Annotated in this window: 24 protein-coding genes, 3 pseudogenes and 1 riboswitch; of the genes and pseudogenes, 18 read left to right on the top strand and 9 right to left on the bottom strand. The window is 64.2% G+C overall.

The window, feature by feature from the left end; translation table 11 throughout:
- Positions 1-176 precede the first annotated feature (176 nt).
- Both C8D03_RS15500 and C8D03_RS15495 read right to left on the bottom strand, forming a co-directional pair.
- On the bottom strand, positions 177-500 hold the full coding sequence (locus tag C8D03_RS15500) for a helix-turn-helix domain-containing protein (RefSeq protein ID WP_108051688.1): 324 nt from the start codon (positions 498-500) through the stop codon (positions 177-179).
- A 476-nt stretch (positions 501-976) separates the two neighbouring features.
- Positions 977-1,300: pseudogene (locus tag C8D03_RS15495) on the bottom strand (carboxynorspermidine decarboxylase); the annotation flags it as partial.
- On the opposite strand from C8D03_RS15495, the gene C8D03_RS15490 reads away from it, so the two are divergent.
- The 4 genes from C8D03_RS15490 to C8D03_RS15475 all read left to right on the top strand — a co-directional run bounded on the left by C8D03_RS15490 (position 1,227) and on the right by C8D03_RS15475 (position 2,591).
- On the top strand, positions 1,227-1,496 hold the full coding sequence (locus tag C8D03_RS15490) for a hypothetical protein (protein ID WP_181301362.1): 270 nt from the start codon (positions 1,227-1,229) through the stop codon (positions 1,494-1,496). The pseudogene C8D03_RS15495 and the gene C8D03_RS15490 overlap by 74 nt on opposite strands.
- Entirely contained in the window at positions 1,493-1,687 is a 195-nt protein-coding gene (locus C8D03_RS15485; RefSeq protein WP_181301000.1) for a hypothetical protein, read from the top strand. Before C8D03_RS15490 ends, C8D03_RS15485 begins: the two co-directional genes overlap by 4 nt.
- Before the next feature lie 62 nt (positions 1,688-1,749).
- The gene (locus C8D03_RS15480) at positions 1,750-1,959 is read left to right on the top strand and encodes a hypothetical protein (RefSeq protein ID WP_108047454.1); all 210 of its coding nucleotides are present in this window, start codon (positions 1,750-1,752) and stop codon (positions 1,957-1,959) included.
- Positions 1,960-2,168: 209 nt separating this feature from the next.
- Entirely contained in the window at positions 2,169-2,591 is a 423-nt protein-coding gene (locus C8D03_RS15475; protein ID WP_108047452.1) for a DUF3597 domain-containing protein, read from the top strand.
- Between the two features lie 279 nt (positions 2,592-2,870).
- On the opposite strand, the pseudogene C8D03_RS15470 reads toward C8D03_RS15475, so the two are convergent.
- Positions 2,871-4,039, bottom strand: a pseudogene (locus tag C8D03_RS15470) (integrase core domain-containing protein).
- 225 nt (positions 4,040-4,264) lie between these two features.
- Positions 4,265-5,143, bottom strand: a complete 879-nt coding sequence (locus tag C8D03_RS15465) for a LysR family transcriptional regulator (protein WP_108047450.1) — start codon at positions 5,141-5,143, stop codon at positions 4,265-4,267.
- Between the two features lie 88 nt (positions 5,144-5,231).
- Here C8D03_RS15465 and C8D03_RS15460 point away from each other — a divergent pair, with 88 nt between their 5' ends.
- The 3 genes from C8D03_RS15460 (at position 5,232) to C8D03_RS15450 (ending at position 9,937) form a co-directional block, all read left to right on the top strand.
- Positions 5,232-6,830, top strand: coding sequence for a proton-conducting transporter transmembrane domain-containing protein (locus tag C8D03_RS15460; RefSeq protein ID WP_465246444.1), 1,599 nt, complete (start codon positions 5,232-5,234; stop codon positions 6,828-6,830).
- Positions 6,827-9,229, top strand: a complete 2,403-nt coding sequence (locus C8D03_RS15455) for a YbcC family protein (protein WP_108047448.1) — start codon at positions 6,827-6,829, stop codon at positions 9,227-9,229. Before C8D03_RS15460 ends, C8D03_RS15455 begins: the two co-directional genes overlap by 4 nt.
- A 162-nt stretch (positions 9,230-9,391) precedes the next feature.
- Positions 9,392-9,937 carry a lipocalin family protein gene (locus C8D03_RS15450; RefSeq protein WP_108047446.1) on the top strand — a complete coding sequence of 182 codons (546 nt, stop codon included), beginning with the start codon at positions 9,392-9,394 and terminating at the stop codon, positions 9,935-9,937.
- An 83-nt stretch (positions 9,938-10,020) separates the two neighbouring features.
- On the opposite strand, the gene C8D03_RS15445 is transcribed toward C8D03_RS15450, so the two are convergent.
- A complete protein-coding gene (locus C8D03_RS15445; RefSeq protein WP_108047444.1) occupies positions 10,021-10,764 on the bottom strand; it encodes a L,D-transpeptidase in 744 nt (247 codons plus the stop codon).
- Positions 10,765-10,892: 128 nt separating this feature from the next.
- Positions 10,893-10,976: riboswitch (glycine riboswitch) on the bottom strand.
- Positions 10,977-11,273: 297 nt separating this feature from the next.
- Here C8D03_RS15445 and C8D03_RS15440 point away from each other — a divergent pair.
- The 10 genes and pseudogenes from C8D03_RS15440 (at position 11,274) to C8D03_RS15400 (ending at position 19,363) form a co-directional block, all read left to right on the top strand.
- Positions 11,274-11,582, top strand: a complete 309-nt coding sequence (locus tag C8D03_RS15440; protein ID WP_108047442.1) for a S24/S26 family peptidase — start codon at positions 11,274-11,276, stop codon at positions 11,580-11,582.
- A gap of 120 nt (positions 11,583-11,702) precedes the next feature.
- Positions 11,703-13,020, top strand: a pseudogene (locus C8D03_RS15435) (IS1182 family transposase).
- Positions 13,021-13,379: 359 nt separating this feature from the next.
- Positions 13,380-13,502, top strand: a complete 123-nt coding sequence (locus tag C8D03_RS26980) for a hypothetical protein (protein WP_282568598.1) — start codon at positions 13,380-13,382, stop codon at positions 13,500-13,502.
- 32 nt (positions 13,503-13,534) lie between these two features.
- The gene (locus C8D03_RS15430; RefSeq protein WP_108047440.1) at positions 13,535-13,759 is read left to right on the top strand and encodes a hypothetical protein; all 225 of its coding nucleotides are present in this window, start codon (positions 13,535-13,537) and stop codon (positions 13,757-13,759) included.
- Positions 13,760-14,167: 408 nt separating this feature from the next.
- Positions 14,168-14,866: a hypothetical protein gene (locus C8D03_RS26850; protein WP_248308489.1), complete on the top strand. Its 699-nt coding sequence runs from the start codon at positions 14,168-14,170 to the stop codon at positions 14,864-14,866.
- A complete protein-coding gene (locus C8D03_RS15420; RefSeq protein ID WP_108047435.1) occupies positions 14,863-16,311 on the top strand; it encodes a hypothetical protein in 1,449 nt (482 codons plus the stop codon). Before C8D03_RS26850 ends, C8D03_RS15420 begins: the two co-directional genes overlap by 4 nt.
- 11 nt (positions 16,312-16,322) lie before the next feature.
- Positions 16,323-17,864 (top strand): hypothetical protein, encoded by a 1,542-nt coding sequence (locus tag C8D03_RS15415; RefSeq protein ID WP_146170188.1) that lies wholly within the window; start codon positions 16,323-16,325, stop codon positions 17,862-17,864.
- 76 nt (positions 17,865-17,940) lie between these two features.
- Complete coding sequence (locus C8D03_RS15410; RefSeq protein WP_146170187.1) at positions 17,941-18,324, top strand: DUF3592 domain-containing protein; 384 nt, start codon at positions 17,941-17,943, stop codon at positions 18,322-18,324.
- A 183-nt stretch (positions 18,325-18,507) separates the two neighbouring features.
- Entirely contained in the window at positions 18,508-18,708 is a 201-nt protein-coding gene (locus C8D03_RS15405; protein WP_108047430.1) for a hypothetical protein, read from the top strand.
- A 163-nt stretch (positions 18,709-18,871) separates the two neighbouring features.
- Entirely contained in the window at positions 18,872-19,363 is a 492-nt protein-coding gene (locus C8D03_RS15400) for a hypothetical protein (RefSeq protein ID WP_146170186.1), read from the top strand.
- Positions 19,364-19,837: 474 nt separating this feature from the next.
- Here C8D03_RS15400 and C8D03_RS15395 read toward each other — a convergent pair whose 3' ends face one another.
- The 4 genes from C8D03_RS15395 to C8D03_RS27165 form a co-directional block, all read right to left on the bottom strand.
- Positions 19,838-21,613, bottom strand: a complete 1,776-nt coding sequence (locus C8D03_RS15395) for a methyl-accepting chemotaxis protein (RefSeq protein WP_108047426.1) — start codon at positions 21,611-21,613, stop codon at positions 19,838-19,840.
- A 4-nt stretch (positions 21,614-21,617) separates the two neighbouring features.
- Positions 21,618-21,920: a hypothetical protein gene (locus tag C8D03_RS26200; protein ID WP_146170185.1), complete on the bottom strand. Its 303-nt coding sequence runs from the start codon at positions 21,918-21,920 to the stop codon at positions 21,618-21,620.
- Positions 21,921-22,534: 614 nt separating this feature from the next.
- A complete protein-coding gene (locus C8D03_RS15390) occupies positions 22,535-22,771 on the bottom strand; it encodes a hypothetical protein (protein ID WP_108047424.1) in 237 nt (78 codons plus the stop codon).
- 154 nt (positions 22,772-22,925) lie between these two features.
- Positions 22,926-23,363, bottom strand: coding sequence for an autotransporter outer membrane beta-barrel domain-containing protein (locus tag C8D03_RS27165; protein ID WP_108047422.1), 438 nt, complete (start codon positions 23,361-23,363; stop codon positions 22,926-22,928).
- 375 nt (positions 23,364-23,738) lie between these two features.
- On the opposite strand from C8D03_RS27165, the gene C8D03_RS27160 reads away from it, so the two are divergent.
- The gene (locus C8D03_RS27160; RefSeq protein ID WP_181300998.1) at positions 23,739-23,990 is read left to right on the top strand and encodes a hypothetical protein; all 252 of its coding nucleotides are present in this window, start codon (positions 23,739-23,741) and stop codon (positions 23,988-23,990) included.
- The last annotated feature ends 127 nt before the right edge of the window (positions 23,991-24,117 follow it).

Genomic DNA, 24,117 nt, shown 5'->3' with positions numbered 1-24,117 from the left:
ACGTATCCAATAATTCGTATATTCAGATCACGTTTCATCTTCAGCCCACCTGAGAGGAAGACACTAAATCATAATAAATTTATATCTATCATATTTCTGCTAAACTAAAAGTCATTACAAATGAAAACGGCTGTCATTTACCTCATAATGAGGCGACGCGGCATTAATAAATTCCTTTAAGGATTGTCGTCCAGACTGCTGATGCCGCCTTCATCTTCAAGCTGAAGTAATTGTTTTACATCCTGACGGGAGAACTTTAGCCGGACGCCTGCTCCCATGCCGTCGCGCTCGTCCAGGACGACAACCACGAAGTGCTCACACGCACCGTGTAGTGCCGCGGCGTCACGTTCCGAGCTTACCCAGGCACCGCCGTTGGCTTCGATCAGGCCCAACCATTGAACAGTTAGCCCGGCTGCCTTGGCGAAGTCCTCGGTACTGATCCCCGCTAAAGAGCGGGCCACCTTAACCAATCGCCCCGTCATCTTGATTTTGGCAAGCATTATCTCCTCCCCATTCATTAGAGAGATTGTGCACACATCGCCGACTGCGATCTAAGAGCAATGACCGTCTCAGCGGAGGACGGCGCGGTCATCGAAACGGTCATTCCGTCGACTTCGACCAGCCGAGTTGGACTGGTCGCAAACTGACCCCGACCGTAAGAAATTGGCCAGCTCCTGCGGCTCAGCTGCCGACTTCGTCGCATCGCCCCGAAGCGGACTCTCGAGAAGTAAGCTACGGGCCGATGGTGTTGAAGAAGTCGGTGTCGGCGCCATTCGTGAGCAGCCCGGGAGGAGTTGTGAGAGGGCCTTCTCCCTCATGCCGCCGGAGGCGACACTCCCGACGGCATCAACTTCGCCATTTTTCTGAGGTTCTGGGCGGTGGCTGGGAGGAGGAACTCGTCGCGGGCACCGCATGGTCCGCCATAGCGATTGCGCCAATTGTAAAGCCTCGCATCGCTGATCCCGCACTTCCGGCAGGCGAGATCGAAGCCGGATGAACTGACCTGAGGGTTGAGCCGCAGGCCACGCTCCAGCCCTGCAGCCCTCGGCGAAGCGCTCGAGCTGACCGATCGAGTTGAAGATGATCTTGTCGGCATGCCACGACGTCGTCGATCTCGTGATTGCTGAAGGCGACGCTGTAGGCGTGCGTCTCGCCGCCAAACTTTTTCGCGGCCGAGCTTCACCTCGTAGAGCGAGGAAGACGTCGTGCCGTCCATGTAATCGCGCATGAGATCGAAGACCGACGACGCGGCGCTGGTTGCCATGATGCGCAGCGGCATCCGGATCTTCTGGGCGCCGCTCGAGGTCATCGTTCCGCGCGTGCTCGTGGTCGAGGTCGCGCCGATCGTCGTGCTGCTGGCGCTCTGCATGTTCCTTGCGGTCCAGGGCGGCGCGATGCTCAGCTATACAGAGGCTGCGGCGCATGCGCTGCATTCCCCATCGACCTATATCCAGAGCGTACTGGGGGCGGGCTACTTGCCGGGCGTGTCCCGATGAGCCGCGCGCTGCCCTATCCGCTCCTGACCGCGGCGCTGCTGCTGATGTGGCTGTTGCTCACCTCCTTCTCGACCGGGCAGTTCCTCGTCGGTGCCGCGATCGCGATCGGAGCTTCCCACGCGATGGCGGCGCTTCAGCCATCCAAGCCCCGGCTGAGGCGCTGGCAGCTCCTTCCCAAGCGCGCCCCTTAAGGCGGACAGCGTGACAGCAGGGAATTTACCGGGGGAGCCGGGCTTCCGAAGGATGAAAGCCCATGGCCCGACACAGCACCCACAGTATCGAGTTCAAGCGCCAGGTGACGCAGGATTCCCTGGGTGGCGAAGGCCGCACGGACCCGGTCGCGATCAGCGGGGTGAATGCGGGCAGACAGGTCCTCGAACTTGAGGTCGCCGGCATGTTCTACCGCCCACATCACGAAGCCCTGCTCGTCCATGACGAACGTGTCGGCCTCGACGTTGCATGACTAAAGAGTTACACCTGCGGCGTGGAGGCGCGGCGCACCCTGTCGGATGTCCAGTGGGTAGAGGGCAAGGCAGACCTCTGTCGCGGGCGGATGCTGGTGTCTTTTACACAAGATCGGCCTATCTTCTATTTTCTTTCGCGCATCCGATGGAGGAACTCCCTTGCTGCCGCGCCGTTCTCCAACCGTCCTATTCAGACAGGAGATTTTAAATGGGCATATTCGACAGCATTAAGAAGGCGATTTTCGGCGAGGCCAAGGCTGACACGGTGGCGGCGCCCGGAGCCGCTCCTGTGCCGGGTGCCGTGGTTTCGCCTTCTTCCTCCTCCTCCTCGAGCTCGACACCGGCCGGTACCGCCAACAGGGCACCGACGGCCAGCGTCGACGTCGCTCCTATTCTCGACAAGGCCGTCGCGAACAGCGGACAGCAGCTGAACTGGAAGACCTCTATCGTCGACCTGCTAAAGGCGCTCAAGATCGACAGCAGTCTGACTGCACGCAAAGAGCTCGCGCATGAACTTGGCTACACGGGCGATACGAACGACAGCGCGACCATGAACATTTGGCTTCACAAAGCTGTCATCAAAAAGTTGTCCGAGAACGGTGGAAAGGTGCCGGCCGACTTGCTCGACTGACCAAACTATGGGGCCATCTCCGGGTGTTTAAGAAGGGGCCCGCCGATCACGCGGCGGGCCCTTCGGGATTGTGCCTGTCGCGCTTCCGGAGCTACGCCGACGACCAGTAACACGCCTGCGCGGCCAGTGCGGGACGGAATTAATGTTCGGAAGTGCTTAAGTGATGGACCGACGTGCAGCAACAGCAGCTGCGCGATCGCATCAAGGTGTCCGTCGTCAGATAATTTGAGACCGTTTTTGTTCTCAGGAACGGAGGTTCTGGCTCATCTGGGTTTAAGGCTATGCGGGCTGCAGCTGATGCTGCAAGCGTCTTTGGTGGATGGTCTGTCGTTTGATCCTTTCGCGTTCGGTGAGGATGGCCTGCCCGCGGCCGAAGTAGACATCGGCGGGCGTGAGGTTGCCGAGGCTCTCGTGGTAGCGGGCATGGTTGTAGTGCTCGACGAAGCCGGCGACCTGCCGTTCAAAATCGTCCGGCAGATAGTAATTCTCGAGCAGGATGCGGTTCTTCAGGGTCTGGTGCCAGCGCTCAATCTTGCCTTGCGTCTGGGGATGATAAGGCGCGCCACGAACGTGTTTCATGCCCTTGCCGTCGAGCCAGGTGGCGAGGTCGGCAGAGATGTAGGAACTGCCGTTGTCGCTCAACAGCCTGGGTGGATGAGCGACCGTGATCTGGTCGAGCCCGTCGTCTTGTCCTTGAACTCGGACGCCGCCTTGAGGACGATGTGGGCCGGGCTGGTGATCAGATCATGCGCCTTCAGCAGCCGATACACCGATGCTTCCGAGACGAAGTAACTCTTCTCGTCGGTGAAGCGCACTGCCAGCTCTCGCGGGCTGAGATCTGTTTCGCGCAGCGCCAGTTCAGCGATCTCGTCCCGAACCGGCTCAGGGATCCGGTTCCAAACACGGTCGGGCCGCGAGCGATGATCGGCGCGTGCCTCGATCTCGCCGGTGCGATAGCGATCGTATCAGCGATAGAACGTGGCGCGGGGAATGCCGAGCTTGTTCTCCGTGCGTCGCGCCGGCAGATGCGAGGCTTCGACCAGGCGGATGATCTCGGCCTTCTCGGATGCGGGGTATCTCATGTGTCGTCTTCCCCATCCGCGAGCATGCTTTTTTTAAGCAGGCGGTTTTCCAGGGTCAGGTCGGCCACGGCCTCCTTCAGCGCCTGCGCCACCCGACGCAGTCACCTCGTCGGAGGTCGCCGCACGCGCCGTGTCGCCGGCGAGACGGCGCTTGCCAGCGTCGAGGAACTCCTTCGACCAGCCGTAATACATCGATGAGGCGATCCCCTCGCGCCGGCACAGTTCGGCGATACTCTCTTCGCCGCGCACCCCTTCCAGCACGATGCGGATCTTCTCTTCGGCCGTGAACTGCCGACGCGTCGCTCGGCGAATGTCCATCACGACCTGCTCTGCCGGTGCTTTCTCCGGCCCCGATTTCTGTCTCATCTGCGCTCCTGAATGGCTGCGATGATCCAGAAATCCTCCCTTCCCGAAAACCCCTAAACTGTCTCAAGGGCGCTGACGGCGGACATGCTCAACGCCTGCGCGCCGAGGAAAGCATCGCCGAGCTGTGCCGGAAGGAAGGCATCCGCACACTACACATCTTCTTAATCGTCACGAAAGGTGCTGGATTTGAAGGGAGACAGAATTTCATATGCGACACGGACTGCTCTATTGCATCTGCCTGAACAGAAGATCTTTCAGCAGATTGTTTGGGAATCTGCGAGCGATTGTTACGGCATAGAAGCGCTCGACAATTCCAGGCAGCGCCGCTCCGATTGCGAGAAGCCCCTGCGAAAGCTCGTCCTGGATCACGATGGGCGGGAGCACGCCGAGGCCAATGCCTTCACGCACCAGAAGGCGCATCATCGCCATGTCGTCGACCTCGGCGGCGATCCGCAGCCTGATACCGGTCCGGTTGACCAGCGCGTCGATGTCGTCGCGCAGACCGCTGTGGAGCGGCGGCAGGATTACCGTCTGGCGCGCAAGAAGGTTTTCGAAGCCTCCGGCCTCCGCCACCAGATCGTGACGGCCGACCAAGCTGACCGGCTGCTCCGCCAGCTTGTGGGTGAGGAAGGCGCGCTCGGGGTCGGCGGCCGGCGGCTGGTTGGTCAGCACCGCATCGAGCTGATGGGCGCCGAGCGCGCGCAGGAGCTCCGGGGTCGCGCCTGATTTCAAAACGACCTCGACATCCGGCCGACCCAGGATCGGGCGCAGGAAGGCGAGCTGGAAATTGCGCGACAGTGTCGCCTGCGCGCCGACGCGTAGCACATGCCGCGACAGGCCGCTCTCGCGCAATGTGCCGAGTAGATCATTCCCCGTGGCGAAGATGATGTCGGCATGGTCGCGGGCGATCCGTCCGGCCTCGGTTAGGAGCAGGCCGCGCCCAGCGCGCTCGAACAGCCGGTGGCCGAGTTGCCCCTCGAGCCGCTTGATCTGCACGGATAGGGCCGACTGCGTCAGGTTGAGGCGCTGGGCAGCGCGCCCGAGATGCCCCTCCCGCGCGACCATCCAGAAATAGCGCAGATGATTGTAGTTCAGCCCAGACATCGTTCGATCATAGCGAACGGAATAGCGCAAACAATGAATTTTTAGCGCGTCAGTGTCGGTGTTATTGCGGTGCGAGATCAGCCAGCCCGTGAGCCTCGCCGTGCCCCATCTCGCGCTCCCGCTTCTCGCCCCGGCAATTTTTGCTGCGAAGGCTCTGTTCCTGCTGCACCGCGAGGCGTCGCCGGCGAAGGGGCAGGGGCCGCTGGCGGAGATCGCCGCGGCGCTGGCGCTGGTCGTGGCCCTCGGGGCGGCCGTCCAGCTCGCTCTGTCGGGACCCGCGACGCTGACGCTGCTCGCCCCCCGCGGCCTCGGCCTATCCGTGCGCCTCGACATCGTCAGCGTCACCATGCTGTTGCTAATCGGCTTCGTCGGCTGGGTCGTCCTGCGCTTCAGCCGCAGCTATCTCGCCGGCGAACCGGGGCAGACGCGCTTCACCGGCTGGATCTGCGCCACGCTCGCCGCCGCGCTCCTGCTCGTTTGCGCCGGCAACCTGCTCCAGCTTCTCGGGGCCTGGATCGCGACCAGCATCTGCCTGCGCCGGCTGCTGCTGTTTTATCCATCGCGGCCGGCGGCGCAGCGGGCGACCCGCAAGAAATTCGTCGTCGCTCGGCTGGCGGATGCGGCGCTGCTGCTGGCCTGCCTCGTCCTGTTCGCGGGCTACGGCACAGGCGACATCGGCGCGATGCTGGCGCAGGCCCTTAGCGGCCCGGTGCCAGTCGGGACGGGCTGGGCGGTCGCGCTGCTGGTGACGGCGGCGCTGCTGAAATCGGCGCAGTTCCCGGCCCATGGCTGGCTGGTGGAGGTGATGGAGGCGCCGACGCCGGTCTCGGCCCTGCTGCATGCCGGCATCATCAATGCCGGTGGCTTCCTGCTGATCCGATTCGCCGATTTGCTGCTAACGACGCCGCGCGCGCTGGCGGCGCTGGTGCTGATCGGCGGGTTCACCGCCCTGCTCGGTAGTCTGGTGATGCTGACCCAGTCCGCGATCAAGACCTCGCTGGCCTGGTCCACGGTGGCGCAGATGGGCTTCATGGTGCTGCAATGCGGGCTGGCGCTCTTCCCGCTGGCGCTGCTGCACATCGTCGCCCACTCCCTCTACAAGGCCCATGCCTTCCTGTCCTCGGGCTGGGCAGTGGAGCAGGTCGCGGCCACGCGCCGCCCGGGGCCGGTCGCGGTGGCCGGCATTCGCGTCGTCGCGCAGTCCTTCGCCTTTGCGCTGGCGCTCTACGGCCTGCTCGGGCTGGGCTTCGGCTTCGCTGAGAAGTCGCCGCAGGCGATCGCGCTCGGCGCCATCCTCGTCTTCGGCGTCGCTTATCTGATCGCACAGGGCCTGGCCGACTCCGCGCCACGCGCACTCACCCTGCGGACATCGGCGGCGGCCATCGCCGCCTCGCTCTCCTACTTCCTGCTCCAGCGCTTCGCGCAGTGGCTGACCTCGGCGACGCTGCCGCCGATCCCGCCGCCGACGGCGCTGGAATGGGCGCTCATCGTGCTGACGCTGCTCTCCTTCGGCGGCGTCGCCTTCGCCCAGGCGCTGTTTCCGCACTGGGCGGGCCACCCGGCCCTGGCCGGGCTGCGCGTCCATCTCGCCAACGGCTTCTACGGCAACGCCATCTTCGACCGCTTCACCGGCGGCTGGGCGCGGCCCAAACCTTCGCTCCCGACCAGCGAAAGGAGCCCGTCATGAACGCGCAGCCCGGACATGACGCCCTGCAGGCTACCCTGTTGACGCAGGCCGATCGCGCCGCCCGCATCATCCCGCCACTCTGGCCGCTCTCGGCCTCTGTCGCTGTCAACCCATTCCTCGGCCTCGCAGGGGAGACGCTGCCCGGCGCGGCGGCGCGCCTCGGCCGGGCCGGCGGCATCCCCGTCACCATGCCGCGCAGCTTCTACCGGGAGCGCTGGTGGGCGGGTGAGATCACGCCGGCCGATCTTGCCGCTGCCATCGTCGACCGTCCGGGCGCGCCCGGTCTCGCTGCGGTCGAGGCGGCGCTCGCCGAGGACCCGGCGCCCGTAGCCCCGATCCCGACCGTCGCCGCGCTCTGCGCCGACGCCACCGGCATCGACTGGCCCGGCTTTATCGCGGACCGGATCGGCGCATGGGCGTCGGGCCATTTCGATCTCGGCCAGGCGATCTGGCCAAAGACCGCGGCGACCGGCGCCTATGAATCCTGGCGCGCCTTTGCCACCCAGGATCTCTCGCCCGAGATCGCGGGGCTGAAGGGCTTCTGCCTGCGCATCTCGCGGGAACCGCTCGCTGCCCCGGCAGCGATCAGGCGCGCAAGCCTTGCGCTCGGCCTGCCGCAAGCTGCCGCCGAGTGCTATTTCACCGCACTCCTGACCGGGCTCGGGGGCTGGGCGCAATATGCCCGCCACCTGCACTGGCAGGCGGAGCGCGACGGCGGCACCGACCCGACCATCACCGACCTACTAGCGATCGCACTCGCTTTCGAGGCGGCTCTGCAGGCGCAGTTCGGGCGGCAGATCGCCGATCCTTGGCGTGAGGCGATCGAAGCCCATGCCGAACCGTTCGAACCCGGCAGCGACCAGATCATCGACGCGCTACTGCAGGAAGCCTATGATCGCGCCGCGCAGCGCCGGTTCTTCACGGCCTGGCGGCCAGCCGTCACTAAGAAGGAGCCGCCGGCGCGCCCCTCGGTGCAGGCCGCCTTCTGCATCGACGTCCGCTCCGAGATCATCCGCCGCGCACTGGAATCGCTCGATCCCGGCGTGGAGACTCTGGGCTTCGCCGGGTTCTTCGGCATCGGCGTCTCGCATCGCAGGCTCGGCTCCGTCGGTGGCGAGGCGCGGTTGCCGGTCCTCTTGAAGCCGGGGCTCGGCTCCTTCACCTGCGACGCCCCCGGCGAGGCCGCCGAGGATCGGCAGCGCATCGGCGCCCGCGCCCGGCGCGCCTGGGGTCGCTTCAGGCGCGCGGCAGTTTCGTCATTCGCCTTCGTCGAGGCTAGCGGGCCGCTCTATCTCTGGAAGCTCTTCCACGATTCCGTCACGGCCGATCACCGCCCGAACGGCGACTGGGCTGCGCCGCAGCTCGACGCTTCGCTCACGGCGAGGCAGCGCATCGAGATGGCGGCGACGATACTGCGGGCAATGTCGCTGACCTCGCGCTTCGCCCGGCTGGTGCTGCTGGCAGGCCATGGCGCCCGGCTCGTCAACAACGCCCATGCCAGCGCCCTGCAATGCGGCGCCTGTGGTGGTTTCCCCGGCGACGTCAACGCCCGCCTGCTGGCCTGCCTCCTGAACGATGACGAGGTCCGCGTCGGGCTCCCGGCGCAGGGGATCGACGTACCGGCCGATACACGTTTCGTCGCGGGTCTGCACGACACGGTCAGCGACGAGATCACGTTGTTCGACCCCGAGTTGCTGCCGGCGTCGCATGCCGCCGATCTTACCCGGCTGGACTCGCTGCTGGCGTCCGCCGGACGCCTCGCCCGGACCGAGCGAGCGCTGCACCTGCCCGGCGCGACCGGCGAAGGCGACGTCGCCCGGCGTGGCCGGGACTGGGCTCAGGTCCGGCCGGAATGGGGGCTGGCTGGCTGCAAGACCTTCGTCGCCGCGCCGCGCCGGTACACGGCAGGGGCCTCCCTGGCGGGGCGTGCCTTCCTGCACAGCTATGACTGGCGCGCCGACAGCGAGTTCAAGGTGCTCGAGCTGATCCTGACGGCGCCCGTTGTCGTCGCAAGCTGGATCAGCCTGCAGTATTACGGCTCCGCCGTCGCACCGCTGGCCTTCGGCGCTGGCAACAAGCTGCTGCACAACGTCGTCGGCGGGATCGGCGTCTTCGAGGGCAATGGCGGCCTGTTGCGCGGCGGGCTGCCCTGGCAGTCGGTCCATGACGGTGAAGCACTTGTCCATAAACCGCTGCGCCTCTCGGTCGTCATCGCCGCCCCGCGCGAGGCGATTCTCGCCGTCCTCGCGAAGCATCCGGATCTCCAGGCGCTATTCGACCACGGCTGGCTGACGCTGTTCACGATGGACGATGCGGGCCGTCTGGCCTGGCGCTACCATGCAACGAACGGCTGGACCGATTTTCAGATTGAAAACGATACGGGGCGCTTGGCGGCCTGAAGCCCATGAGCGGACGCGACTATCCGAGGATGGCCGGTATCCGTTAGAAAAACCCGAGGCGTCGAACATGCCGATGTCGTGATTGAAGGGATTTGATAGAGGCCCGCCCCGGAACCGTAGTTAGTCAAGGGCCTTCTCAAGCGGTCGCTGGAGAGGTTAGCAATGAATCGAATCGCCCTAATGACGCTGGCCGTGGTTTCCGGCTTGACGCTGACCGCCTGCAATCCATTGGAGACGCAGCCGGTAGGTAACTCAAGCGTCCCGCAGCCGGCCAAGTCCGTCAAACTTAGCCGGTACGTCGGCAAATGGTACGAGCAGGGCCGCTATGAGGCGAGCTTCCAGAAGGGCTGCGAGGGTGTCACTGCCGACTACGCCACAAAGCCGGACGGCTCATTATCGGTGGTCAACTCTTGCCGTCAGGGCGGCTTGAACGGTCCGCTCAAGACGGCTGAGGCTTCGGCGCGCGTCGTCGATGGATCAAATGGCTCAAAGTTAAAGGTAACGTTCTTCTGGCCGATCGAAAGCGACTATTGGGTCCTCGACCGCGCGGACGATTACTCCTGGTCCATGGTCGGCGAGCCTTCGGGAAAATTCCTTTGGATACTCACGCGCGCCCAAAAAATTGACACACGGCAATACGAAGCGTTGACCAACCGCGCGCGCGCGATGGGCTACGACAAGCAGTTGCTTCGACGGACGCAGCAGTAGTCGTCTTCCCGTCGAGATCACCGAGCCATCCACCCCTGCCGAGGCCCGCGCAGATGAATTTGCGCGGGCTCCTTATCGCGGCATCAGAGCGTTGTGAGGGCCGTGCTGCCAATTGAATCGTTCGCCGATCGTGTCGAACTCCTCGGTGCGATGACCACCGTGGCGCCCACGGGAACGCGGTTGAACAGGTCCATGATGTCCTGATTGAGCAGCCGGATGCAACCGCTGGAGACCGCATCGCCGATGGTGTGAGGCTCGGTCGTGCCGTGGATGCGATACAGGGTGTCGCGGCCATCTATGTAGAGATACAGCGCGCGGGGGCCGAGCGGATTGTTGACGCCCCCGGCCATTCCCTTCGCCCATTTCGCGTTACGGATCGGATCGCGCTTGATCATGCTGAGCGTCGGCGTCCAACTGGGCCAGACCGCCTTGCGTCCCACGGTCGTTCGGCCCGACAGGTTCATCCCGTCCGCGCCGACCCCAATCCCGTATCGGATCGCTCTGCCGTTTTCGCGCACCAGGTACAGGAAGCGATCCTCAGTATCGATGATGACCGTGCCCGGCTGCTCTCGGGTATCGTAAGCGACTTCGCGGCGCAGGAACTGGTCGTCCACGACCGAGATGTCGGTCGCCGCAATGACATGCTTGTCGCCGACGATCTCACCGTACAGCGCGACGTATTGCGGATCGAGCGCCGGCGGGCTTGGCGCGGTCGCGCTCTGTGTCAGCGAACATCCTGCGCTAGACAGAGCAGCAGCCAGAAGGCCGACGAACTTGAGGTTTCTGAGCAGACGTTCGCGGCCGCTCGGGGGGACGGTAGAAGACATGACGGAACTCCTTCCGCGCATGACATGCGCGAGCCCCCTCTGTCATTGGCCTGAGAGTTTCATCGGGCCGAACCACTCGACACCGACTTACACCGTGGGCGGGAGCGTCGCTCCGCTTTTCAGAGTCTTCTTAGCAAGCGGTTCGGGTGCCTGAGAGTTTCCGGGGCGGTTGCTCCTTCGGCGGTCTTGCGACGCTCTCCCGCTTTGCTGGATCGAGGTATCAAGATGCTCTGAGGCGGATGTGTGGAAAAATGAGCCGGAAACATGGCGACTCTACCCTGTTGTATAAATCTCACGATATTAGCCGGATCCGCCACAATCGTGCGGTTCATTGCGTCCGGGATATCGGCGAGGGCTGCGCCGGCGGCCCTGCCTCGGGTGAGACGGCCCGCCGCTGTTGCTGCCCTTCTAACTGAAGGCCATATGCGCGGGGGTTCCCTCGCGGGCGGACGACTACCCGAATGCCCCGTCGAGCTGTCGCGCGCGCTGATCCAGAACGCTCCTTCGTCATGACAGTAGCCGGCGCCCGCGCCACCGATGTCGGCGTCCTTGACGGCAGCTCGATCACGGTCGACCGAAGCGTAGTCGCCGGCGATGGTGCCGTTATCGTTGCAGTGAACGGTGAGCGCCGCATCAAGCTAATCCGCATTGCCGGCGCCCGCAAAAGTCTCGCGTTCGGCAACCAGCGCTACCCCGACTACGATCCGGTCGACCGGGATCGAGCGGTCGAACAACGACGGCTGAAAGATTGCCAGGACGATGCGCGGTGTTCCAGGCTTCCCCCGGAATCGGACCTCTCGGATGTCGGCAACCGGTAGCTTCAACCTTACCTGGGAGCAGACGTTCCAATCGTCTGCTAAGGGCCGATTTTGTTGAAGAAGTCGGTGTTGCTGCGAGCTTGAGGTTCTGATTCAGTCGTCCTTGTGGAGGGCGGCGCTATGATGGGCGAGCGGACGGTTGCACAGGAGGCACTGTTCTACGAGTTCAGCTTGAGCGGCATGTCCCGGCTGGCCACCTGCGGCGCTCCATCGACCGCTTCGTTGATCTGTCCGGCATTCGTGCGCATCTACGCCCCTACTACAGCGACACCGGCCGGCCCTCGATCGATCCCGAACTGATGATCCGGATGTTGATCGTCGGCCACTGCTTCGGCATCCGCTCCGAGCGCAGGCTTTGCGACGAGGCCCATCTGAACCTCGCCTACCGCTGGTTCTGCCGGCTCTGGCTCGAGGGCGATGTGCCCGACCATTCCACCTTCTCGAAGAACCGGCACGGCCTCTTCCGCGACAGCGATCTGCTGCGCGAGGTCTTCGAGACGACGGTTCGACGAGCATGGCGGATGGGCTGGTCGGTGGCGAGGGCTTTGCGGTCGATGCCAGCCTGATCAAGGCCGATGCCAATCTGCAGAACGGGGCGCCCGGCAAGGATGGGTTGGCGCCTGAGGCCGCCAACCATGCGGTGCGCGAGTATCTGGCCGTGCTGGACGATGCCGCCTTCGGCGCGGCGACGCCGGTCGTGCCGAAGTTCATCTCGCCGGCGGACCCGGCCGCACGCTGGACGGCGGCCCATGGCGGGCAGGCCTTCTACGCCTATGCGACGAACTATCTGATCGACCTCAAGCATGCCGTCATTATGGACGTGGAGGCGACTACGGCCGTGCGGCAGGCCGAGGTCGGCGCCGCGCGAACCATGATCGGGCGCACCCAGGACAGGTTCGGCACCTGGCCCGAGAAGCTGGTCGCGGACGCAGCCTATGGCTCGGCCGAGAATCTCGCCTGGCTGGTGCACGAGCGCGGGATCGAGCCGCATATCCCTGTGTTCGACAAATCCCAGCGCCGGGACGGCACCTTCAGCCGGTCCGACTTCGCCTATGATCATGATCGCGATCTCTACATCTGCCCGGGCGGCCAGGAGCTTCGGCAGTTCCGCCGCTGCTTCGCGGTGCCGCGCGATGGCATCGATCGTGAAGGCCTCATGCGCTACAGGGCGAGGAAGCGCGACTGCGATGCCTGCTCCCTGAAGCCGCGCTGCTGTCCGAAGGAACCTGCCCGCAAGCTTCTGCGCTCCATCCGCGAGGGCGCCCGCGACATGGCGCGCGACATTGCTGCCACCGATGCCTACGTCACCTCGCGACGCGAACGGAAGAAGGTCGAGATGCTGTTCGCGCATCTGAAACGCATCCTTAAACTCGACCGCCTGAGACTGCGAGGACCATGCGGTGCCCGCGACGAGTTCCTCCTCGCAGCCACCGCCTAGAACCTCAGAAGAATGGCGAAGTTGATGCCGTCGGGAGTGTCGCCTCTGGCGGCATGAGGGAGAAGGCCCTCTCACAACCCCTCCCGTGCTCCTCACGAATGGCGCCGACACCGACTTCTTCAACACAATCGGCCATACTCGTCCGTTCCGTCGAAGAGCAAGACAATGCATCCGGGTCCGTTTCCGTACTGCACGATAGAGAAGGCTTGTCGGAACCCGCTTACGGGCCCCCCCGGGGATGAGCAGATGAAGCTATTCCGGGCTCTCGCACCGAAACGGAATTCCGATGACGACTCTGAACGATGGCGCAAAGGTAGCCGAGGATGAGGCGCGACCAACCGCCGGGGATCTTGCGCGGTATGCGCGAGCACAGACTGAGCACTGAACATGCCGGAATGTTCCCGATGTGGCAGGCGGCGCTGGCGCATGCGCTGCTGCTCGACCATGACGGCGACCGGCTCCATGTGGACCAGGGGGCCTGAACAGCCGCCAGCTTGCGGAAGGCGCGCGCTCGATGGCGCGGATCTTCGCGCTGCTGATCGGCGAGGCTCCGGCCCGTAACGAGCAGGAGCTCGGGCAGAAGATCGAGATCTACGAGACGATGAGCTTCCTGCCGGGCGACATCGAGTGCTCGCGCACAGCCTGGCTCGTCGAGCTGGCCATGCATCTCGATTCCGTCGATCTCGGCATCGAGCTGAGCAAGGCGCCGGTCGCGACCGGCTCCGAGAGCGTGCAGTAGGATCGCCGCAATGACCTCCTTGATCGTGTACGATCTCGAGACCAGCGGACTCAGTCCGGCCTGGACGGTGCAGCTTCAGGCCGCCCACACGCGGCATCATCCCGGTCATTCCGCACAAGACGAATGAGAAGGACAAGCCCGGCTTCGTCGCGAAAGCCCTCCATCGCGGGCGTGCCCGCATCGAGCAGGCCGTCGGCAAGCTCAAGCGCTTCAAGCGGGTCGCCCTACGACGCGAGAAGATCAAGCTAAACTTCACAGCCATCGTCGCCCTCGCAGCAGCCTCCGTCTTGGTCAAATCCGTCCATCGCCTAGATTTTCGTCAGGCTCCAACGGGATTGATCTTTAACAAATTATTCCTTGCGCAACTGGCGATACTCATCAAAGGCAGGATGGCGAAAGCGTTCAATAGTGACCAATCAGGGGTTGATTCCGTATCTCGGGCGGGCTGTCAGTCTCACACTGTTCGTGACCGGTCTTGTGCATATCAGGAGCGGCTTGTTAGGGCCGGTCTTGGTGACGGTTGCCCTCATCATCATCTGGTTTCTGCCGACAAAGCCTCGTCCGCAGGACGCGCTCGCGCCGCATCGTCTGCCGGCAGTGATCGGGCCGGATCTCCTCTGCCATTTGCTGACCGGCTTCGTCATTGCTCTACCGTTCTGGGCAGGCGGGGACGCCGGCTTTTCGCGCTCCGGCATCAATGTCATGGCGATCATCACCTGGCCCATGGCGCTTGGCGGCCTCGTGCTGGTCGCCGTTGCAGCCGAAAATACGAGCCGCTTGGTGCGGATCGAAGACGATGCGCTGGAGGTCGCGACCGCCTGGCGACGCCAGCTTATCCGCTACGCCGATATCGCATGGATCGAACCTTGGCGCCGCGGTCTGCCGCGCGTGCTGCGTGTGCTTGCGCCATTGCTGGCGGCAAGCGGACACCTGACGGCGGCAGGCGGATTGATGCTTGCGCGTGATTCGACGGGCGTCGGTCTGAAGCTCGCCGATGGGCGAAGCATTGTCATCCAGCGTGAAGCGTTCGAGAAGCCGTTGCAGCGTCACCTGCATGTCCTGAAGAAGAAGGGCGTGCCGATGGCGGCCGAGGGGGAGCAAACATGAAGGCATTCTTGACAAACATCGTTGCGGGGCTCGCAGCTCTCGGGGCGCTTTTGGCGCTGGCCACGCCGGCCCGTGCCCAGACCTGGACGGGCCACCGACTCGCAGAGGTGACGTTCGAAGCCCCGGCAGACTGGCGCGCAACGAGCACGCGCGACCGCGCAATCATCCTGGCCGATTCCGCCGGGCGCGAATTGCGTGTCGAGTGGTGGGTGCAGGACGAACCGATCCTCGGCTACGACGACATCGTCTCCCACAAGCGAATCACGGTTGGCGGCAAGCGGGCGACGTGGAAGCATTCCTCCTTTCCGAACGGGCAGACTGTTACGGTCGTCCTTGACGAAAAGCGGAAGGACGGGCGCCAGCTCCTGATCTCGCTGGAAGCTCCCGGCCGCGACGCGACCGCTGCGATCCGCCTTTTCGACGACGTCCTGGCTCGGGTTCGCTTCGGGGGAGCGGCAGGCCAAAGCGGCGCGGTGACTGCACCGCCAAGTACGGCGGCCGTCGCGCCCCGGCAACGCGAACGGACACCGCTTTCGCCGCAGATGCAGGCGATCGCGGCACATTTCGGACAGGACTGTGAGGCCGTTGCACTCGCCTCCTGGTCACATCCGGCGCTCGCTGCCATCCGCAAGCGCAAGCAGGCGCGCATCGAATGGGCGATGCTCTGCCGCAACCAGAGCCATCCGGTGTTTGCGATGACCTTCGACTACGATCCGCAGGGTCGCACCAACGATTTCTTCATGCCGCTTTATGACGACGTGCTGAAAGCCGGCGGCGGCGCGGCGTTTTCCTTCGTTTCCTTACGGGACAAGCTGATCATCGACGTCGCGTTGGTGGGTAAGGACCAGATCGATGTCAACTTCAGGGACGTTCCGCAACTGCCGCGCGCCGAAAACCCAGGGGATGGCAAGGCGGCCCCGTCCGCTGCCAATCCCACGGAGAAAAGGTCTGGTCCGCCGGTGCGGGAACAAAGTGATGTGCGGCTGTTTCTCGGCCGCGCCTCCTTCAGCGCGCCGGCGGAATGGGAAATTCGGGCCGATCCCGACCAGGCCGCCATCGGCTTCATCCGCCCGGACAACAAGGCTGAGATCATGGTTCTCCTGTGGCCTGAAGCGCGGCCCATGCCGAGCGAGGGCGTGAAGCAGCTCGAACATGTGGTGGTGGCGGATACGCCTGCCGTTCGGTATCGGCAGAGGATCGCGAACAGCCAGATCGAGCACATTTTCTTTGAGGATGGCTATCCCGACGGCTCCCGCATCTCGGTTTCGTATCGGGCTTCAGGCGAGCCGATCGAGGACGGAGCGCCGATCCTTGAGCTTTTTCTGGCGGACCTGACCCTCAATGACTCGCCTCCGGGAGGCTGGTCGCCGGTCGGACCGCTGCAGGCCCGGAGCCGCGATCCATACGAGGGCCTTGATGTGCGTCCTTTTGAAAAGACCCGATGAGGAGGCCGATGATGGATCATTCCGCACGACGATCGCTCCCGTCCCGCGCCTTGGTGCTTGGCTTGCTGGGAGCGGCTGCGCTGGCCTCCTGCGTCAGCGCATTCGCCCAGTCGACGACCATCGCACAGGACATGATCGCCGCCACCAAGCGTTATGTCGCCGAGAAGAGCGAGGAGGTGATCAAGGCGCAAAGCAAGCGGGCCATCGTTGCCGCCTACAAGAAGCTCTATCGGTCCGGCGCAGACAAACGCATGTTGCGGGCGCTCGGTACGGTCGCGCTTTCCGCTGAAGAGATCGACACCTTCGCCGACAACATGGCAAAAGCCACCGTCCTCGGCGACCGCGAAGGGGTGAAGGGCGTCGGGCAGCAGGTGGCGCTGGCGCTCGGTCAGAAGCTGGTCGCGGGGCTGTCCGATCCACAGTTGCGCGGGCAGATGGGCGAGTTGCTCGGCAGTGTCGAGAAGGTCAACGAGATCGCCGACGTCGTCGGCCAGGCGGCCGGCGGCGACACCAGGGCGGCCATGGAATTTGCCGGGCGCGCGATCATCGCGGCGACACCTGCGGCGGCTATCTTTACCGCCGGGGAGACGGCGGTCGGCGTCATGAAATACGCCAACGAGAAATTCACCGACGATAGCCTTGAAGATCTTTATCGCCGTTATAACGAAGGGGACGCCGACGAGCGCGAGCAGATTCGGCGCAAGCTCGAGTCCGATCGCGTATATTCCTACATCGTCCGCGATCGCCGCATGGAGCTGGCAGCGGAGAAGGAAGAAGCCATCCGGCTCGCCACCGCAGGACTCTCCGACCGCCTGCGCGAACGCCTGCTGGAGGCCAAGGAGGCGGATGTGATCGACGACATCCTCCGCAATTTCGACGCGCGCGCCGAGCGCGAGCGCGTTATCGCCATTCGCGGGGCAGCGAGCGCCAAGGCGGCGGCGGAAGCGACCGCCATGCTCGAAGCGCTCGACTCGACGGCGCGGGACCGCTGGGGCAAGGACTGGCCGCAGACCCGCGTCTACGATCTCGACCGTTTCATGCAAACGATCCGGGAGCGGATGCGCAATGACGGCGTTCTCGATCCTGACAACCCACGCCACATCGCCGCGATGTCACGTCTGCTTTCAACGCGGCTCGTGCATGGCGCCAATTCCGAGGAATATCGCCGGCAGCTATCGGATTTCGAGGAGTATCGTCGCACGCTGCGGGGCGACATCGCTCCCGTTTCCGCATCGGCCAAAGACGCCGGCGCATCGGCAGGCGTCAAACAGGGGCGCGATACCAGTTGTGCGGCCGGTTCGCCAAATCGCAACGAGGCCGACCGGCTGTGGCGCGAGGTTCTGGCGCTTGAGAGAGGGGGCAATTTCACCTCCGCCCGCAAGACATTGCAGCGCTCATTGGCAATCTGCGCCGATCCCAAACGAGCCGCATACGACAAAATTCTCAATGATAAATGGATGATCGACTGGGCCAGAAAGGTGTCAGAGGGAGTCGGGAAGGCAATACCGAAGATCAAAGAGATCACCACGACCGTGACAAATCCTCGCCGCTAGAGCGCTAACCATGGGCGCGCCAGCCAAGAGGGACAGGAGGCAGCGAAAGCCGGGCTTCGGGCGAGCCGCTCACGCCTTGCTGAGCGCGCTCGGTATCCTCTTGATGATCTGGGGCATAGGCGCGCCGCTCGTGGCGCTCACTGGCACCGAGACGCTAGGCCGGATCACGCATGTCCGCCGCCAACTGGGTGACCGTAATGAACTCATCCCGAATCGTTACGCCTTCGCCATCACCTACGAATTCCGCCTTCCCGACGGCGCTCTTCGGACCGGGACAACCCAGCGGATCGGAGACTACTTCTCTCCTGGCCGTCTGGGTGTCGGCAGCCCCGTGACCATCCGCCACGCACCCTTTGCGCCTAGTCTGTCGGTAATAGATTGGGGTCCGGGCGCGCTCATCGAAAACATCTTGGCGGCCGCTATCGGAGCTGCCCTAGTCCGGCTGCAGTTGAAAGGATAAATGGCCCGCCAATAGAGTTTAATTTTTTCGAAATCGAGCTGACATTACATGATATACTGGTATGATACGTGATTTTACCTTCTCCACCGATGCTTTTTCAAGCAACCATAGGAGCCCCATCGCATGATCGCCGATCCGCGTTCCACGATAATGGTCCGCGTCTGCACTGCTGGAGCGTGAACCATGACCTTCCTGCGCGAGGCTCCGCTCGGCGTCTTCCTGTTCGCGTTGATGATGGTAGCGCTGCTCGGCGGCGTCATGATCGTCGCGGCCCTGTGGGCGAGGCGCAGCGCCCGCGCGATCCGCGATCTGCCGCCGACCGCAATGTCCGAGCTGGCCGAGGGGGGCATCTGGTCTGGGGCCGGGTTTCCGCGCCGAAGCTGAAAGCGCCACTGACCGGAAGGCCCTGCGCGTGGTGGCAGGTCGAGGTCTGGGAATCGCGACGCGAGAAGCAGCCCGACGGCAAGATGGCTATGTGTGGTCGCGGGTGCGCAACGAGCAGTCGCAGAAGCCCCTGCGAATTTTCGACGGAAAGGCGGAATGCGGCGTGGACGTATACGGCGCCACGCTGATGCCTTCGGCCTGGAGCGACTGGCGCGGCGACCGCGAAACGCCGACAGGCGAGGAACCCGAGCTGGTCACCGAAGGCACGCCCGGGCTCGGCATCCGGCATGATCTGCAGGGCACGTTCGGGCCCCTTTTCCGCTATGTCGAGCAATATATCTGGCATGACGCGCCGATCTTCGTACTGGGCGAGTTCGCCGAGGATGCAAGCGCTTCCCGAAAGCGCGGCACTCCGGCGCGATGGCTGGCGCGGGGGGCGGCGCGCGCGGATGGCAGCCGCCGGCTCCCGAGCTACCTGCTGCCGGAATTCAGCGCCTCCTTCGCCAGATTGTCCGGTCCGCCCTTCATCGTTTCAACCAGGCACCCGAAGGAGATCGTCGAGACGCAGGAGCTGGGCGCCAAGGCCGGGCTACCGTTGGGCTTCGCCTTCGCGGCGTTCGGCGCCTTCATGGTCTGGGCGCGCTATTTCGCCTGAGAATCAAGGAGGCGGCCGCGCGGCATGCCGTAAGGCCTCCGCGCGCGACGAGACGATTGGCTTTCCGATCTACTGCCGCGCAAGCGGTCAAAGCATCTCGAATGCGATTTACGGTATGAAGACCAACACGGACTCACGTCGAACTGCCGCGCGTCACGCATTGCTCACTTTAAGCGCGTAGCGATTTGACTGCCAACTCCAGCGGCGGGCTCGCCATCGTGCGGCACCTTGCCGACGGCTCTGTCCGGCGTCGCCCTTGAGACCGTCTGAGGGTTTTCTGTGTCGTCGAGCGCCGGGCGCAGCTCAGAGCGGGGCTCCGCGAAAGCCCACCAGTTGCGGCGGTAGCTTTGCCGATTGTTTCGGTCACGTTCGGGTTTTCACGGTCGCCATGCCGATCAGTGAGCGTCACTGATCGGCCACTCGCAAAGGTTCAGGCGAAATGGGCTCACTCGCAATCCACGGCTGGCTCGGTTCTTAGAAAGCTTCCCAACCAGAACTGCCAGTGCGGCTGTTGGCGACCTTCTTGACCGGCGCCGCTGAGGAGCTTCCTGTGGCAGATGCGGCGCGCGGAGCCGGTGCCCGGGTCTGCGCGAAGGCGGCTTCCGCGAGCTGGCGTAGGTGGGCAGGCTCGCCGGCATGGGCCGGCGCAGCTGCGGAACGGCCGTAGTTCGGCCTGGTCTTGAAGGCGGCGACGAGGTCGTTGAGCTGGGCGATCTTGCCCGAGAGCGAGCCGGCGGAGGCTGCACTTTGCTCGGAAAGCGCTGCGTTCTGCTGAGTCATCTCGTCGAGATGGGCGACCGCCTGGCTCATCTCGTCGATGCCGCTCGCCTGCTCGCCCGACGCCGCCGAAATCTCCGCGATGGTGGCCGCGACCTTCTCTGACGCGCTTAGGATCTGGCTGAGCTGCTCGCCAGCTCTACGCACCAGCTTCACGCCCTCGCCGACTTCGGTGTTTGACGACGAGATCAGGGCCGAGATGTCCTTGGCTGCCTCGCTCGAACGCTGCGCCAGCGTGCGCACCTCCGAGGCGACGACCGCAAAGCCCTTGCCGGCATCGCCGGCGCGCGCCGCTTCCACTGCCGCATTCAGCGCCAGCAGATTGGTCTGGAAGGCGATCTCGTCGATCACCCGGATTATGTCGGAGATCTTGGTCGAGGCGTCCTCGATGCGCGCCATGGCGTCGACAGCCTCCCCGGCGATGGCCCCGCCAGTCTGTGCCGCCTTCATCGCCTCGTCGGCGACATTCGCCGCCTGACGCGAGGCGTGGGCGGTCGCTTTCACCGAAGCCGCGAGCTGTTCGGTCGTCGCTGCGGTCTCCTCCAGCGATGAGGCCTGCTCTTCCGTGCGCTTCGACAGATCATCGGCGCCGCTGTTGATTTCAATCGCGGAGCCGCGGATGAATTCGGTTGCAGCAGCAATTCCTGAAACGGTCGTGTCTAGCTGTGAGACGGAACGGTTGAAATCGTCGCGGAGTTTTTCATAGTCTGCCGGAAATGCAGCATTGATCCGATGCGTCAGATTACCTTTGGATAGCTCTTCCAAGCCTTCCGCCAATCCGACAACGACCGCTTCCCGCTCACTATCGACCTTTTTCTGTAGTGTTTCGTTCTCGCGGACCGAGCGGGCTTGAGCGTCACGAGCCCCGTCTGCCTGCTGAAGCGCACTCTCCGCTTCATTCTGGGCTCTGGCCGCTTCCTGGAGTGCATCCTCGGCTTGGCTCAGCGCAATTGCCGAGGCCGCCAGCGTCCGGGAAATCAACTGCGCAGCCCAAGCCAGAGTGACGGCCTCGACGAGCAATATTGCAGCGTGAAGGGCGACGCGGCCGGGGTTTGCGTTTCCTGGGAAAACGGCCGCAGGCAGGAGAAAAGACAGCACGACATGGTGAACTGCAACCACTACCGCTGCGGCGGCAATGACGCGCCAGTCGCAAAAAATGATCAGCATTGCGAGTGCGGCGAAATATGCCATGTGCATGTCGATCTGAAGCGTATTGCCGCCCAGCGCAGCTACGACCAGAGAAATGCCCACCATTAGGCATACGCCCAAGGTCGTATGCGTCGAGGCCGAGTCTGGGCTCAGACGCCAACAGATGGTCGCAACGACTGCCAGCGATAGGGCAGCCCCCAACAAACCGAACATGTTGTTGCCGTTGGCCATGGCCCCGCCGCTCACCAGCGGAACAAGCAACCAGATCGCGCCAACGACCAGTCTGGTGCCGAGGCTTCGGATGGCGGCGATTGTAATGGTCATGTGGTCACCTGGTGAAACAGCCGGCGATGCCGACGGGGTCGAGATTGAATAGCGAGCCTGAAGCTCTCAGGTTTGCCGCAATATTGCTGCCGTCTGATCGGACCACGACGATGAAGGGAAAGCTGCCGAGACGAACGATCGATCCGGCAGCTGCGGCTGCAGCGATTACGTCGTGAGAAGACCACCAAGGTGGAAAGACACCGGCACCGACGCGTGGATCGGACAGATTTTCCGATAGAAGTGGCAACACAGCCGTCGAAACTGCCAGAATCGAAAAGCCAGGCAGCCATTGGCTCAGTTTGGTCACTGTTCCTCTCCGAAACGGATGACGAAGCGATATCTTGAAGTGGTTAATCAGCCGTATCGCAACTGCTAGCTGATGGTCACGGAGATGGGTGCTTCATGAGGCCCGACGCGACACATGCACGGGGCATGCGCCTCAACCGCTACTGGCTCTCGCGATGGGGCGCACCTATCGTCCGTCAATCATACCGCGGCTGCCCAACTTCTCGTGGTGCGACTGGCGAGAAGCGCACAGCAAAGGCCGCTCCTCATGCGAGCGACCACGTGGGTTCGAGCAGAGCGGGCGGCGCCAGGCCTGCAGCGATTCGCGGACTCCGCCGTTCCCCGGGAAATCGCCGACCTCGGCTGGATCGCGTAGGGCCGCGAGGAGGCCATCAATCAATCCCAGCCTTGGCTTGGGCGGCGCGCCGAGTGCGCCCGGATCTGGCCGAGCCGGCGGGGCCGACGCCGCCGGACAATCAGCAGCCAGCCTTAGCACTCGTTTAACCAATCGGGGCTAACCTGAACTGCGCTTGTTACCGCGGCGCAGGACGCCGGACCGCTCCGTTGCCCCCCAGCTGTACGGACCGGCGTCCCCGCCTCCGCTGGTTTCCCGATCGCGGGTTCATCGCCCATTCGTCAATCAGTGGGCGCGAGCCTGCACGTTGATCGCGTGAACGTTTCGATTTGCTCGAGTGCGGCGTCCAGTGTCTTAAATGGCCCATGCTTCATCGCCCGCATCGAGGCGGCAACGCGCTCGCCCGGGAAAATGCGATATTGGCCGGGCTCGACCTGCTCGACGACTGCGACATGCCGGCCCAGCAAGTCGACCAAATTCCAAGCGCCCAGAGCGGTTGGCGTAACGATGATATCCATGCTCGAACCTGCCCCTCCACAACTTAGGCTTGGCGTCTGCGCTCGAGGCCCTGTTGCTGCCGGAGCAAGTCGGTCAAACGCTCCTGCTGCTCTGCAAGTCGCGCCGAGATGCATTCCTCTGCGCTAGCACCCGAAACCGCGGTGGCCTGAACCGTCAGATCCTCGATATTCTGAAATGGGTGGCGGCGATCCTTCGATGCCGGCCGTCGTAGAGCTCACCACCTGTAGCGAAGTGCGCCCTTGCCGCCGAGGCTGCGGCTGTTCTCGCGAACTCGCCGTCGAAGGTTGCGGCGAGCGAGAGGCCATTCTTCAGGTCGAGCTCGGCGGTGGCCGTGGTGCGTAGCGCATTGCGATCGAGCGCCGCGCCGCTGACCAGGAAGGTCGCGCCCGGCAGCGACTGGAAGCTCGCGACGGCGCTGGTGGCGGTGTCGAAGTTGTGGACCCAGGCCACGCCCCGCAGCGCGAGCGGCAGGCCGGCGAGGCTGAAGCTGGCATCGGCGCGCAGGCCGAGCTCGCTGCGCGTCGTGGTGACGTCGGTGCGAGGCGTAGGACAGCGCGAAGAGGCTGGTGCCGGCCAGCGCCGTCTTGGCATAGTTCGGCAGCGCGATCGCAGTGAACTGCGCGGCGGCGTAGGGCGTCAGCGCTGCCGGGCCGAGCGCGAAGCGATGGCCCGAAGGCGAAGCCGGCGATGGTCGAGGGCGTCAGCCTGTAGTCGGCCCCGACGGCGGCGCCATAGACGCGGTTGGTGTTGGCGGCGGTACCGGCGCTTGCATCGGCGCCGGTGAACTGCGCGCCGCCGAAGCCGCTGCCCCAGACGCTCCAGCGCCAGAGGTCCGGATCGGCGGTCAGCGCGACCTTGCGCGTCGGCAGGTCGGCGTCTTTGCCGGAAGCGGAGGAATAGGAGGCGAAGCCGGTCGGTGCGGCGCCGAGCGAGATGCCGCGGCCCTCGGGCGAGGGATCGGCCAGCGTGCCCATGAACTGGGTCATGGCGTCGTTGCTGGCGGTCTGGGCGCCGGTCGCGGGCTCGCCCGAAGCCTGCGAGAGCCCGGCCGGCGTCAGCGCGCCGAAGGCCATCGGGATGCCGCCATTGCTGTTGAACAAGTTCGTCAGCGCATTGGCGACGCCGCTCTGGTTCGGGTTCAGGCCGCTGTTGGGAATGGGCGAGGCGGCGGGCGGGACCGCGGGCGAGTCGGAGCCCCCGGGTGTCGGAGGCGTATAGTCCAGCGTCAGGTCGAGAAAGGCATTGTTGGCGTCATAGCTCAGGGCCGACTTGAAGCCGGACGGCAGGTTGCTGTCGACCTTGCTGCCGAATCTGCCGCCGATGCCGCCGGTCGCATTGAGGATGG

The sequence above is a fragment of the Bosea sp. 124 genome (assembly GCF_003046175.1).
GTDB lineage: Bacteria > Pseudomonadota > Alphaproteobacteria > Rhizobiales > Beijerinckiaceae > Allobosea.
The sequence above is the reverse complement of the archived record's forward strand: the minus strand, read 5'-3'. Positions and strand labels throughout refer to the sequence as shown.